The sequence below is a fragment of the Planctellipticum variicoloris genome, from assembly GCF_030622045.1.
In the GTDB taxonomy this organism is placed as follows: domain Bacteria; phylum Planctomycetota; class Planctomycetia; order Planctomycetales; family Planctomycetaceae; genus Planctellipticum; species Planctellipticum variicoloris.
The window spans coordinates 6,978,563-6,991,662 of record NZ_CP130886.1 but is presented as its reverse complement, the minus strand read 5'-3'; the positions used below and the strand labels follow the sequence as shown (position 1 = coordinate 6,991,662).

Below are 13,100 nucleotides of genomic sequence, written 5' to 3'. Positions count from 1 at the left end.
CGAAGTGTTGCGCCGCGCGTAGAGCGTGTGTGCGATAGTGCGATTCTAGCGGGAATGGGTGTCGCAAGATGCGCACCGGGTGTTGCGGGCCGGCAACAGTCGCGCAGACTGGTTTCGACCGTCTTAACCGACTCAATCCCGGAGAAGCCGGCCTGTCGCGGAGCGATTTGGACTGGGAATTGGTAGAAACTCTCACAGACTGGATTGTGCGGCACTCAAGTTGCCTTGAAGGTCGGTGGTGGCGCGTGGTGACACGCCATCCCTGAGCGGCCCGAATCACGGGCCGAGTCTCCAGTTCCCGCACGAGATTGATTCGCCCCATGGTTGCACCTCCCGCCTGGCTGACTGAACTGGCCAACCACGTCGTCGCGCAGATCCACGAACTGGACGAGCTCGGCCCGCTCGGTTGCCACTTCTGTCTGCACGAAGATGTCTGGGAAGTGACCCTCTTCGCCGGAAGCACCGAGATCGTCGGCGGTCGGCGCGACGGAGCCGTAAAGTCATCCCGGTTTTCAGTCGACGTGAAGTCGATCGTCGAACAATTCGACCAGATCGATCAGATCGGCTGGCAGTCCCACGGACTCGGCGCAAGCCGAGGCGATGAACTGGGACCGCACGTGTCGATCGAAGGGCTCTACCAGGGACAGGCGGTCTGGCTGCGAGTCCTGGCGGGCGCACCGCAACAGTTCGCCCCGGCCCGGCGACTGTTTGTTCACGAGGGTCGGTCGGACGATGTCTGGTCGTAACGACGCACGTGAGGAGCGGATGAGCTGGCCGGAAGTGCGAAATGCGCAGCGAAATGTTCAAAACGCACTGTGGCCGGAGGAAGCGGGCCGCGAGCGATTTCGCTTCTGGAACGGATCACGCAACTCTCTCCTTCGACTTCGCCGATCCCTGCATGGCCTCGCTCGCGGGGCGTCTGAGCCTGTGGTACAGTTCTTCCCGGTAAGCATTGATGCGATCATCCGGGGAGGTTTCGAGCATGTCGGGGCGGAAGACGGGGGTGTGGCTGGTCGGTGCGTGGGGCGGAGTCGCCACGACGGTGGTGGCGGGACTCCTGGCTCTCAAACGCGGACTGACTGAAACCACGGGCCTGGTAACGACCCTCCCCCCCTTCGACAAGCTCGGTCTCGCCGGCTGGGATGAACTGGTCATCGGCGGACACGAGATCCGCGACACCAACTACGTGGCGGAAGCCGGTCAGCTCCACGAACAGTCTCACGTCTTTGCGCCCGCCATGATGCAGGCGATTCGGGAAGACCTGGAAGCGATCGACAAAGACATCCGTCCCGGCACGCTGCATGGCGTCGGTCCCAAGATTGTCTCGCTCGCGGGCGTCGATGCGCTGCATCACCAGTCGGAATCGGCAGGCGCCGCAGTCACGCGGCTCGCCGCCGACATGCACGACTTCCAGAAGCGGCACCAGCTCGACAAGGTCATCGTCGTCAACGTCTCATCGACGGAGCCCCCGATCTCCGACGAAGCCCGCACCCTCACCTGGGATCAGGTCGAGCAGCAGCTCGTCACCGGCGCCGCCTGCCCGCTGCCGGCCAGTTCGCTCTACGCCATCGCCGCCTTCCGGCAGAAGTTCCCCTACGTGAACTTCACCCCCTCGGCGGGAAGCGACCTGCCGTCGCTGATGGAGTTTGCGCTGCGGCAGAAGGTGGTCCACGTCGGCCGGGACGGCAAGACGGGCGAAACGCTGATGAAGGCGGTGTTGGCGCCGATGTTCGCCGCCCGCAATTTGAAGGTGATGAGCTGGGTCGGGCACAACATCTTCGGCAACCTCGACGGCAAAGTCCTGGACGACCCCGTCAACAAGGCGAACAAGGTCCGCTCGAAGGACCACCTGCTCACCGAAATCCTCGGCTACAAACCGCAGACGCTGGTCTCGATCGAATACATCGAATCGATGGGAGACTGGAAAACGGCCTGGGATCACATCCACTTCAAAGGCTTCCTCGGAACGCCGATGGTCCTGCAGTTCACCTGGCAGGGCTGCGACTCGCTGCTGGCCGCCCCGCTGGTCATCGACCTGATCCGGCTGACCGAGCGGGAAGCCCGCCGGGGCAAAGCCGGCGTCATGTCGCACCTGGCCTCGTTCTTCAAAAGCCCGATGGGCTGCGACGAACCGGCATTCGCCCTGCAGTTCCAGGAACTGCGCCAATGGGCAGAGACAGTCTCAGCCGAAGGTTGAGACGGACGAAATACGAAGAAGAGTTTTCACCGCGGAGTACGCGGAGAAGAGATGCCCGGAGAGTGAAAAGTGAGTAGTGAGAACTGAGTCGTGCAAAGTTGATTGCATCCCTGCGATGCCCGCCACTTTGCACTCATCACTACTCAATACTCACTTTTCACTTTCCTCAGGCTTCTCTTCCAATCTCCGCGGTGAGTCTTCCGGTATTCTTCAACAGACCGGACCGCGAACGATGTACGCCATCTTGCAGTTGCTCCGATTGCCCACCGTCTTCACTGCGATGGCCGATATTTTTCTGGGCTACGTGCTGACGCACCGCGGCCTCGATCCGTGGCCGCAGTTCGTCGGGCTGCTGGCCGCTTCCTGCGGGCTCTACCTCGCGGGCATGGTCTTCAACGACATCTTCGACCGCGTGCAGGATGCCGCCGAGCGGCCGAATCGCCCGATCCCTTCCGGGCGCGTCTCGCTCCAGACGGCGATTCTGCTCGGCGTCGGCCTGATGACCGCCGGCGTCGCTTCTGCGGCGATGGTGGGTCCCTCCAGCCTGCAGATCGCGGCACTGCTGGTCGTCGCAATCCTCGGCTATGACAGCTTTCTGAAGCGGACCCCGGCCGGCCCGCTGGCGATGGGCGCCTGCCGATTTCTCAATGTCATGCTGGGCGCCAGCGAATTCCCCTGGCTCGCCTCGACCATGATGTGGGCCCGTCCCCAGATCGCCTGCGCGATCGGCCTGGGAATCTACATCGTCGGCGTGACCCTGTTCGCGAAGACCGAAGCCCGGCAGAGCAACCGCGGAATCCTCGCCGCCGCCCTCGTCCTCATGAACGCGGGGCTCGGCGTGCTGGTCTGGCTGCTGCTGACCTGGCCCGCGGAGATGCGTCCGGCGATCCCCCTGGCGATGATCGCCTTCGCCGCCTTCACGGTCAACAGGCACGCAATTCGAGCGGTGATGAACCCGGCCCCCGAGCACGTCCAGCCGGTGATCAAGCTGGCGCTCCTGTCGCTGATCATGTTCGACGCCGCCCTGGTTCTCTGGCACACCGGAGACGCCATCCTGGCGCTGGCCGTCGCGCTCCTGGTCGTCCCGGCGCTGAGCCTCAGCCGCTGGATCCGCATGACCTGAGCCGCATTTCTCACGCCGCCCTTCGCCGGACGGGTTTTCGGAGGGTCTGGCTGCCCGGCGGCAGCAGCTTCAGTCGGATCGTGTCGGCCTGCGCGCGGGCCAGATCGGTCTCCGGCGGCCCGAACTCGCGCAGCGCCGGCAGCACCATGTACGCCACCGTCGACAGGGCCAGCCCGCAACTGATTGGCCCGGCAGGGGGGCAGTTGGAGCCGGTTGAGCGTGCTCTTGCCGGACAGCGGGCTTGCCGCGGTCGCGGCCGGAGCGGAGGCGTCCTTCCGGATCGTCCTTGCCGACCAGCGCGGCCAGCAGGGCGTCGTGCCGAAGCATGTCGTGGTCCAGGAGGTCCTCGTCGCCCAGACAGAGGCCGAAGATTCGCTGCTTGAGCCGATCGACGAGCGGATGTTCGAGGAGGTCGGGATCGCGATAGTCAGTGAAGCACCCGACGAAGCGTTCGATGAAGCGGAAGCGATTTTCGACCTCTTCGAGCAGCAGTCCGCCGCCGTCGGAAGTGACTCGCCGGCCATCAAACCGGGCCACGCCTTCGCACCCGCCGCCCGCTTAAGAACGCCACGTCCGCCCGCGACACTCAGTTTCCATGGAACCGCCTCCTTCGAACTCCGTAAGCGCGTCTTCGCAAACTCACTGACGTCGAACGAGGCGGGTTCTGTTGGAAACGCGGTGAGAAATGCGGAGCAACTGGAAACGACGAGCGGGGGCTGACTCGTTACGAGTCAGCCCCCGCTATTTTCATCGCTCATTTCAGATCGCGAAACCGATCAGGCGTTGGGTCCCGCCGTTGCGGGCGTCCGCTCCGGCTCCGCCGGCGGTTCCGGAATCGGAGTCGGCGACGGGAACGCGGGCTTCTCCGTTTCGGTCGGCTCCGCACTCGGCGAGAGCGTCCCGTTGTTCGGAACGACGTCGCAGTTGCCGGTCGCACAGGCGCTGCAGGGGCCGCTCGGGCAGACCGTCTGCGGGACGATCCGGCAGACTTCATAAGCCTGCTGACGGGCCACGCAGCGCGGCACCATCCGGGTGCACTGGATCTGCTCGCAGCGCGGTACGCACCGTGCCACCCGGCGAACCACTTCAACCGGTTCCTGACGGGTCACGCAGAACGGCACCTTGCGGGAGCAGGTTTCCGTAACCATCCTGCAGGTCCGGACTGGGATCTTGCGGACCACTTCTTCGCAGACCACTTTGCAGGTCCGAACCGGAACCTGCTGGTTCACGACTTCATTGACCCACTTGCAGGTCCGAACCGGAATCTGCTCGACGACTTCTTCCGAAACCATCCGGCAGACCTGGTACGGCACCTTGGTCACAATCGTCTCCGGAACCCGTCGGCAGACGGTCACCGGACAGACTTCGCGGACGACTTCCGCCTGCATCGTGGTGCAGGGAATCTGACGTTCGACGATGTTCGGACACCAGACGCGGCGACACGTGGTGAAGCCGGGCATCTGCACCATGCAGGTCCGCGGGCAGCCACACTCATCGAGCGTGACTCGCGGACAGACGGGACCAGGATGATAAATCCGCTGCGTCGTCCACTGGCCGCAGTCCTGCCGGACCGTGCGATAAGTGGTGACGGGCCGCAACACCGTCCGGCAGCGTTCCTGGTTGATGGTCTCGCTGACCGTCCGGATGACCGTCCGGCAGACTTCCCGTTCGCAGGTCTCCATCACCGGTCGCTGGACGATCCGGCGGCATTCGCGGGAGGCGGTCTCCCAGACGGGCCGGCGGACCGTGTAGCTGCAGTCGCGGTAGCCGGTTTCCCAGACCTGTCGCTGGACGGTGTGGCGCTCCTCGCGCTCGCTGCACTCGAACACCGGGCGGGCGACCTGATACTGCTCGTCGCGATAGGCGGTTTCCACAACGGTCCGATAACACGTCTCCCGGACGTCTTCATACGACGTGTCGTAAACCGTGCGACTGACCGTGTACGGCTGCGGCTCCATCACCGTGTCGTAAACGGTGCGATAGCACGTCTGACGCTCCACCCGGCATGCCGTGTAGCAGGCCGTGGGCTGGCACGCCGCGGTGGGACAGCAGTTGTAGCTCGCCGCACCGCAATAGGCGGCAGCTTCTGCGGATCCCGGCAGTGCGCCGACGACGAGCGCCAGCGCCAACACTGCGCCGACTTTCGTCTGAATCATGTGACCTCCCCTCGAAGTAACCGACCCGGCGAGACCGACAATCGACGAGATCGCCAATTCCCCCAGATTCACTGCGTTTGTCATTGTGGCCACCGTTTTCCGCCCGAAGCAAATCTTCCCCAAGGAAAACTCAAGGTTCCGACGTTCTTCGCCGAGCCCCTGCCACCCCTCAACCCTACATTGCCCATTTCACCCACGTTGCAGAGTTGCCATGAGAATCCGCGAAACACGCCGTTACTAGAATGCAACATTGTGTCGCCGCCGCATCGCCCGGAAAAATCCACACAATCATCCCAACTCTACCTCGCCAATTGCCGACCGGTCGGCCGCCCGAAGAGGCCCGAGGCAAGTCTGCGCCGCAACATGTGATTGAGAAATCATTTGCGGGGATTTCAGTTTGACTCGAAATCCTCGTTCTCGTCGTCCGCAATCCGCTTCAGGCGTTCCCAGTCTTCCGGCGTATCCAGATCCATTGTCACACCTGGACAGGTCACTTCGTGCTCGACCACACGGATTCCAGGGAGATCGCGCAGGGCGTTCAGGCCCCGATCCGGGGGGAGAATGTTGATGTGAGTCACCAGGCTCCACCGAAACAGAGCCGGGTGTCCCCGTTCGCCACGAAACGTCGGCAGCAGGATATCGGGCCGCAGCGCGTTCCACGCCGTCAGCAGCTCCGGCAGGACGGCCGGTTCGAGGAGCGGGTGATCGGCCGGAACCAGCAGCCAGACGTCGTCGTCCGACGGCGACCAGCGGAACTCGATCTCCGCAAGCCCGGCCGCGACGCTGGACCGCATGTCAGGCGGATCGCTGTCCGACGACACCACGGTTCCCCCTGCCACCGCCACGGCGGCGGTCAGTTCCGCATCCGACCGGCGGACGACAACGACAACGTCCTCGACCGGCGGCTGCCGCAGAACCTTTAATAACCGGCTGATGACCGGTTCGCCGCAGAGCGACAGCAGCAATTTCGGCCGCCCCATCCGACGGCTGTGGCCGGCGGCCGGAACCACGGCAAAGACGCGAGCTGCAGGAGCCATAAAGAAGTCGACAATCACTCAATCAGTTGGCAGGGTCGGACTCTGCGACTACGCTGCCCCATAATACTGCGAACGCGGCGAACGCGACGCAAAATCTCCAGGAGCCGAACTTTGCAGATTCTGCTGGTGAACGACGATGGAATCCATTCCCCGGGACTGCAGGCGCTCCACGCCGAACTGATCCGCTGGGGCGACGTCACGGTGGTGGCCCCGGCCGTCGAGCAGAGCGGCGTCGGGCATACGATCACCTACCTCCACCCGATCGTCGTCCATCGCGAATACCGCAACGGCGAGTTCTTCGGCTGGAAGGCCGAAGGGAGCCCCGCCGACTGCGTGAAGCTCGGGATCCTTGAGTTCTGCCCGCGGCAGCCGGATGTCGTCATCAGCGGCATCAACGCCGGCGCGAACGTCGGCATCAACGTCCTCTACTCGGGAACCGTGGCCGCCGCGATTGAAGGGGCCTTTTTCGGAATCCCGTCGATCGCGTTGTCCCAGTGGTCGAGCGGCCCGCCGAACTACCAGAAAACCGCCCGCAACGCCGTCGCCGTCTGTCGGCAGTTGCTGGAACGCTGGGAAGGACCGGGAGCCCTCTGGAACGTGAATTTCCCTCCGGACAAGCCGGAATGGCCGCTGGGCGTGAAGACCGTGTCGATCGCGGTCCGGCGGCATACGGACACGATCGAGAAACGGATCGACCCGCGGGGACGGACTTACTTCTGGAGCGGGATCGAGCCGATCAAAAGCCACCACATGGACCCAGGGTCCGACATCGAAGCGCTGCTGGACGGGTACGTCACGATCACGCCGCTGCACTTCGATCTGACCGAGCGGCCCGTGCTTGACCGGCTGCAGAACGCGACCTGGGAATTGCCGCCCCGCGAGCCGCCGTCGGCTGGAGCCGTGTAAAGAGTCTGAAACATCGCAGCCCTTTCGAGGCGAGCGGCGCAGAAGCTGCTTTCATTGGTTCTTCGGCGTGGAGCTTTCGCCTCTGTCGATTTTCGTGAACGACTTGCGTGTTAGCCTGACAACACCGTTCACGAGAGCGAGCGCGGGAGCCGCCGGAGGGGTTCCATGTTCGCCACACCGCTTCGCCTGATTCCGAAGATTCTGGCGGCCGCCGGACTGCTTGGTTTCTCCGCAGCCGCCGACGCCCAGGACTGGATGTACCGTCGGTCGTACTTCAGCCACAACGTGCCGGAGGGGGTCGAAACGCCCCATCCGGTTCCGGAGAGCCGTTCGGCGTATCGAACCGCTTACTACAACGAAGGTGCGGGCTTCAGCGTTCGGAGCGCATACCGGATCAACAACTTCGTGCTGCAGAACGGCGGCCGCGTTGACCGGACTTACTACCGCGAAGGCTGGCTGGAGGTGAAACCGTTCTGATCGCGGCGACCCTCGAATGGCACGATCCGCCGGTCAGTTGGTGCTCTGCGACATGACGGGCATTTCCTGACCGTTCAAAGGGTTCAGCCGGCGAATCTCGACGATCTTCCAGGCGCCCCCTTCCCGCTGCCAGTCGATAATGGCCCGAACGGGCTGCCGTCCGACGTTGCCGAAGCCCCCGACCGACAGCGTCGCGTTGGCCCGGAAATGAACGCTGCCGCGCGTGTTCTCGTTCGTCAGTTCCGTCTCGAAGTCCGTCACCCGCAGATCGTCCTGCACGTCGACCAGCGCCATGGCGCTGGCCGCCATCACCCGCAACGGTTCCGACCGGGCCGAGAAGTAATCGAGAGTCCGGGGGGCTTTCCGACGAAAATCGTCGCAGAGATTCTGCACGAGGGCTTCGAGCTGCTCGCGGTCGGTCACCACCGAGCTCTCGATGACCCACGTCGCTCCGCAGCCCAGGGCAAAGACCGCGGCAACCAGCAGATAGCCGTTGCGCCGGGACGTATTCCACAATCCCAGGCAGACAAGTGCCCCGATCGCCAGCAGCGCCATCGGGGTCCAGGCATCCTCGGTGAACCACATCGTCGGAAGTTCCGGAGAGGCGAAGGGAGCGACGCGGAGATTTCCGCGACTCCCGCCAAGTCTAAGCGACCCGGAGACGTCTGCCCAGTCACGTCGGACTCTTCCGTGCCAAGCGACAAGCGACCGCTCTTCGAGCCGCCGCTGTCCTGCCGAAGTCATGTCTGCAGCCGACGATTCAATTGGCCGAAAGGCTTCCCGAACGGGGCAGCACGGTGATGCTCTTCTGAGTGACTTCGCGCCCCGCCAGTTCGACGATCAGCTTGTACTCGCCGGGTAGCACCCGGTCGTTCAATGGAACCAGCAGATTGGAGCGGAACTGCTCGCACCGCGCGACCGCCATCGCCCGCTGAACTTCGACGTTATCCGCGTCGACCAGCCGGCATTCCAGCCACAGGTCCTCGTGCGGCGGCGAAAGCGAGCACTGGGTGATAAGCTGTTCGCCCTGGCGGAAGACCTTTCTGCGATCCACCAGCATGTCGCCGACGAGCAGCGTCCCCGTGTCGATCGCCGTGAATTTGTCGACGTCGCGAATGCCGGATGCAAAATTCAACATGGCGTTGGTCACGGCCGGATCGAGAGGTTGCAGGACGTGGCGTCCCTCCGGCCGGCGAATCTGATAAGGGTCCAGCAGGTATTCCAGTTCAATGCCGCCCCCTGCAACGACGATGCAACCGAACGCGAAGACCCGGGCGGCCGCGGACTGCCAGCTCGCGGGGGCCGGGCGAAGCGAGATCCGTTCGCGGCAGCGACGAATCAGAGCCCCCAGCCGCGAATGGCCTCGCAATTGTCGACGGAACCAGACGCCGGCCCGCTGAACATCGCACGTTTCGACGAACGACAGATACGCGGCGAACATGATGACCGGGAACAGCATCAGCCCGAGCGTGAAGACGGTCAGAGTGTGAAAGATGACGCCGATACTGAGAACCCAGGGTCGCCACGTGCGGTTCCAGACCAGGAAGACAAAGATCACTTCCCAGATCAGAGCCACATATCCCATCGCCACCATCAGCACCGGATACAGGCTCAGAAACTCCCCCAGGGGATGCGGGAAGTTGAGATGCGTCTGCATCCAGAACTGAAGCTGGTCGCCGCTGAGATAGGTTGACGTATTCATCTTGGTGATCGCGGCGCCGAAGTAGACCAGGCCGATGTGCAACTGCAGCAGCCGGCGGGGCCAGACCGGGAACTTCGGCTGCTCCGAGGCCGGTTCGCCGGGCCACCAGTTCCGTCGTCGGCCCTTCAGCCAGGCGTCGACGGACCAGATGGCGCCGCAGTGCGAAACGGACAGAAGTACGAACATGTGGGTTGCGATGACCGTGTACTTCGTCATGGTGCTGACGCAGTCGATCAGGCTGAGGTAGGTATGAATGGCGCCGGCGACGATCAGCGAGACTCGGGTGCAGAATCCGATTCCGGCGGTCACCAGCGTGAAGAGCAGAATGCTGATCATCGCCATGATGACCGGCGCCGAAAACTCCGGCATGAAATCCAGGTAGCCATATCCCGTTCCGAGTTGAGCGATCGCACCGTCGGTGGAATAAAGCTCGCGGGCGACGGGCCAGCGCGGCAGGTACAGGCTCAAGAGCGATCCGCAAAGCAGCATGCGGGCCAGAGCCAGCCCATAGGGCGTCTCCCGGTCGTAGAAGAACTTCCTGGCGCCCGACAGAATTCCGGTCGAAGAGTCGTTGGACACGATCCTGCCTCCCTGCAGTCCGATACCTGGATCGGGGCGCGAAGCAGCCCCGGATTCGTCATCCGCCGCCCGCTAGTTGGCGCTGAAGGGCGATCCCGTCGACGCCTGGCTGCTCTCCCACTGGTTCGATCCCAGGGGATGCTGAGGCTGCCGCAGTGCGGGATTGATCGCGAAAAACGGCTTCCCGCGACGGGCGTCCGCGAGAAGTCGCGGATTATTGGCGATCGCCTTGTTGCTTTCGTGCGACAGCCAGTCGCCATGGAACGCCAGCATCCTGCCGTCGGAATCGTGAACCTGGCGGAGCCAGAAGTAGCTCTGCGGATCCTTGGGCTCGTCGTACCGCAGCTTCCACAGGAAGTCGGGAAGGTTGTACTTCTTGGGCCAGCTTTCTTCGAGAACCAGAATCCGACGCATCGGCTCGTGCTCCGTGTGACGGAGCGTGGTCAGCCCCATCTTATGGAACGCGTTCCCCAGCGCGTCGTAGTGGTGCCGCGAGAGTTCTCCGTACGGCGAGAAATTGCTCCACGGGCCTGGGGCCAGGCGGTAGTAGTTTCCGCTCTCACCCTCGCCGAGGACATGGAAGCGGGTCTCGTGCGAGCTCCAGCCGCAGAACATGTCCCAGACGAAGTAGTACATGATCGGGTGGGACGCGGTCCCGAACTTGAGCGCCTGGCAGCCGATACCCAGCAGCATGGCGCCCAGGTAAGCGGAAATGAACAGATTGCTGATCCAGCGCGGCATGAACTTCCCTCCCTGGAAGCCGGCGACGGGGATCGGCAACGCAACGGCGCCAACAACCGCCAGCTTGAGGCGGAAGCTTAGCGGAAGGCTGGTTTGCGTCAAGACGAAATGAGGATCAGTTTGTCCTGTTTTCGCCTGGAAAACTGCGAAATCTTCCACAGTCGGGAGACGACCGGGAGCACGTCTCCGCCGCCCTTGTGGCGGGAAACCACGAAGCAGGCACGCAGCGCTTCAAACGGTCGGAATGCGGCCGACCGCGCTCGGGGGCGGCCATCCACGTCAACGGGCTCGGGTGTTCTCAAGCACCGGCCCCGACTCCTGCAAACAGGGAACCGGACAGAGTGCTATTTCGCCGCTGACCGTCGGACCTTAATAGTCCGTCGGCCCGTCCTGTTCAGACTGCTGCTCGAGCTTATAACGCTCCAGAGCGCGAATCTGGTTGGAGAGCTTAGTCTCCGCGCCGGCCGGGAAGTACTGCACGTCGTCTTCCAGATAGTACGCCGACGGCAGGGTTTGACCGCCGACGGTCGTCTGAAAGCAGCCCGTGGCCGTGGCCGATGCCAGCAGGCAGCCAGCCAAAGCCAGCTTCTGTCCCAACGTGCTCACACTCCGGTTCATGACTGCGTCCTTGCGGCGTGCCGACCGTCTTGCCGTCCTCTGGGGATCGGCAGTAATCCTGCGGTTGACGCTCAACGTGCGTCTCTCCGAGAGAATAGATCGGACGCCAGCGACGGAAACTTCGGAAGAATTGATTCAAAGCGCAGAGTTTTCCACGAGTCCGGAAACGAACATGCCCGCCCGGAGCAGACTCCAGGCGGGCACGAAATTCGATTCAAAGCATTACTACAAAACCACTTACGTCGCTTTAAATACTCGTTGAAGTTCTTCTAGAGACGTTTTTCCCTCGGCGACCAGCCGCAGGCCGTCCTTCTGGAAGGTCAACATGCCATCGTTTCTGGCCTGAGACCGGATCTGCTCGGGAGTCGCGTTCCCGGACGAAATCAGCTTCCGCAGCTCATCCGAAAGCGTCAGCAGTTCGATCATCGCCACGCGCCCGTAGTAGCCGACCCCGTTGCACTTCTTGCAGGGCGGATCCTCTTCTCCCGTCTTCTCGTCGACGGCCGGCTCACCTTTGCGGTACAGCACTTTGGTTTCCGGGGGCAGACCGACTTTCTCCAGCAACTTGGGATTCGGGCGAAATGCTTCGCGGCAGTCGGTGCAGAGCAGGCGGATCAGCTTCTGGCTGAACACCCCGTCGAGCCCCTTGGCCACCAGTTTCGGATCCCCGGTCCACTGCATCAGTTGCCCGACCGCGGCGACGCTGTCCTTGGCCGCCATCTCCGCCAGCAGGCAGACCTCCTCAGACGCCTCCAGCAGCGTCCTGGCGGTCTCGGCGTCCTGGACCGGATCGACGAGAATCACGTCCGCCTCGGCCCGCTTCATACGCATGATCGACGCTTCGAGATCGTCCCCCTCGTTGACCTCAAACTTGTTGATGTTGTAGACGTCGCGCGTGCCGAGATTCGCGATCGAGAAGATCGAAAACAAGTAAACGTCGATCCCGCGCAATACGCCGAACAGCGTCGTGGTCGTTCCCGAGTTGGGGGGGCCGACGACCAGCAGCAGACCGCGCCGACGCGACGTCAGCTCGCGAATCTTCGTCTTCAAATACTGGCTGTAGGCCAGATCATCCGGCGTATCCAGCTTGATCTTGAGATTCCGCAGCCGGACGACGAGCCGCTCGGCCCCTTCGGGCAGAGGCGTGACGTCGATCAGCACTTCGTAGGGAATTCCCTCCAGGTCGGCTTTCAGCCCCCCGGACTGGGCTCGTCCTCGCAGTTTGGCGTCCATGCCGCCGAGAAGCTTCAGCATCCCGGTAATCGCCAGCGCCTGCTGCTTCGACAGCCGGCTGCCGGCATAGGCGACGCCGTCCACCATCATCGTGACCGAGGCCCGCTCTCCTTTTGGCTCGACGCGAACCATCTCGGCCCGGCGGGTGATCGCATCGGTGACCAGTTCTTTGGCCGGAATCAAGCCCGCCTGCGCCAGCCGGCCGTTCGCGGCCAGATCGGCCGATTTGCCGTTCAGCGCCCCCAGGAATGAGACCAGCTCGATCTCTTCGTCATCGTCGTCATCGTCGCGGCCACCGCCGCCGCTCTTTCTGAACATTCCGAAAATCACG

At 63.2% G+C, this 13,100-nt stretch carries 13 protein-coding genes and 1 pseudogene; 5 read left to right on the top strand and 9 right to left on the bottom strand.

Annotated features, from left to right (window positions below):
- Positions 1-320: 320 nt before the first annotated feature.
- The 3 genes from SH412_RS27370 to SH412_RS27360 all read left to right on the top strand — a co-directional run bounded on the left by SH412_RS27370 (position 321) and on the right by SH412_RS27360 (position 3,320).
- Entirely contained in the window at positions 321-746 is a 426-nt protein-coding gene (locus SH412_RS27370) for a hypothetical protein (protein ID WP_336521217.1), read from the top strand.
- Between the two features lie 236 nt (positions 747-982).
- Positions 983-2,197: an inositol-3-phosphate synthase gene (locus tag SH412_RS27365; RefSeq protein WP_336521216.1), complete on the top strand. Its 1,215-nt coding sequence runs from the start codon at positions 983-985 to the stop codon at positions 2,195-2,197.
- Between the two features lie 232 nt (positions 2,198-2,429).
- Entirely contained in the window at positions 2,430-3,320 is an 891-nt protein-coding gene (locus SH412_RS27360) for a UbiA family prenyltransferase (RefSeq protein WP_336521215.1), read from the top strand.
- Positions 3,321-3,330: 10 nt separating this feature from the next.
- On the opposite strand, the gene SH412_RS27355 is transcribed toward SH412_RS27360, so the two are convergent.
- The 4 genes and pseudogenes from SH412_RS27355 to SH412_RS27340 all read right to left on the bottom strand — a co-directional run bounded on the left by SH412_RS27355 (position 3,331) and on the right by SH412_RS27340 (position 6,513).
- Positions 3,331-3,468, bottom strand: coding sequence for a hypothetical protein (locus tag SH412_RS27355; protein WP_336521214.1), 138 nt, complete (start codon positions 3,466-3,468; stop codon positions 3,331-3,333).
- Positions 3,469-3,662: 194 nt separating this feature from the next.
- Positions 3,663-3,857, bottom strand: a pseudogene (locus SH412_RS28750) (transposase); the annotation flags it as partial.
- Positions 3,858-4,096: 239 nt separating this feature from the next.
- Positions 4,097-5,476: a hypothetical protein gene (locus tag SH412_RS27345; RefSeq protein WP_336521212.1), complete on the bottom strand. Its 1,380-nt coding sequence runs from the start codon at positions 5,474-5,476 to the stop codon at positions 4,097-4,099.
- A gap of 392 nt (positions 5,477-5,868) precedes the next feature.
- Complete coding sequence (locus SH412_RS27340) at positions 5,869-6,513, bottom strand: nucleotidyltransferase family protein (RefSeq protein WP_336521211.1); 645 nt, start codon at positions 6,511-6,513, stop codon at positions 5,869-5,871.
- 111 nt (positions 6,514-6,624) lie between these two features.
- Here SH412_RS27340 and surE point away from each other — a divergent pair, with 111 nt between their 5' ends.
- Both surE and SH412_RS27330 read left to right on the top strand, forming a co-directional pair.
- Positions 6,625-7,419, top strand: a complete 795-nt coding sequence (gene surE / locus SH412_RS27335; protein WP_336521210.1) for a 5'/3'-nucleotidase SurE — start codon at positions 6,625-6,627, stop codon at positions 7,417-7,419.
- 165 nt (positions 7,420-7,584) lie between these two features.
- The gene (locus SH412_RS27330; protein WP_336521209.1) at positions 7,585-7,896 is read left to right on the top strand and encodes a hypothetical protein; all 312 of its coding nucleotides are present in this window, start codon (positions 7,585-7,587) and stop codon (positions 7,894-7,896) included.
- A gap of 33 nt (positions 7,897-7,929) precedes the next feature.
- On the opposite strand, the gene SH412_RS27325 is transcribed toward SH412_RS27330, so the two are convergent.
- The 5 genes from SH412_RS27325 to SH412_RS27305 all read right to left on the bottom strand — a co-directional run bounded on the left by SH412_RS27325 (position 7,930) and on the right by SH412_RS27305 (position 13,099).
- Complete coding sequence (locus tag SH412_RS27325) at positions 7,930-8,481, bottom strand: hypothetical protein (RefSeq protein ID WP_336521208.1); 552 nt, start codon at positions 8,479-8,481, stop codon at positions 7,930-7,932.
- Positions 8,482-8,656: 175 nt separating this feature from the next.
- Positions 8,657-10,177 (bottom strand): HTTM domain-containing protein, encoded by a 1,521-nt coding sequence (locus tag SH412_RS27320; protein ID WP_336521207.1) that lies wholly within the window; start codon positions 10,175-10,177, stop codon positions 8,657-8,659.
- 72 nt (positions 10,178-10,249) lie between these two features.
- The gene (locus tag SH412_RS27315) at positions 10,250-10,918 is read right to left on the bottom strand and encodes a hypothetical protein (protein WP_336521206.1); all 669 of its coding nucleotides are present in this window, start codon (positions 10,916-10,918) and stop codon (positions 10,250-10,252) included.
- 369 nt (positions 10,919-11,287) lie between these two features.
- Positions 11,288-11,536, bottom strand: coding sequence for a hypothetical protein (locus SH412_RS27310; protein WP_336521205.1), 249 nt, complete (start codon positions 11,534-11,536; stop codon positions 11,288-11,290).
- 237 nt (positions 11,537-11,773) lie between these two features.
- Complete coding sequence (locus tag SH412_RS27305) at positions 11,774-13,099, bottom strand: GspE/PulE family protein (protein WP_336521204.1); 1,326 nt, start codon at positions 13,097-13,099, stop codon at positions 11,774-11,776.
- Position 13,100 lies beyond the last annotated feature (1 nt).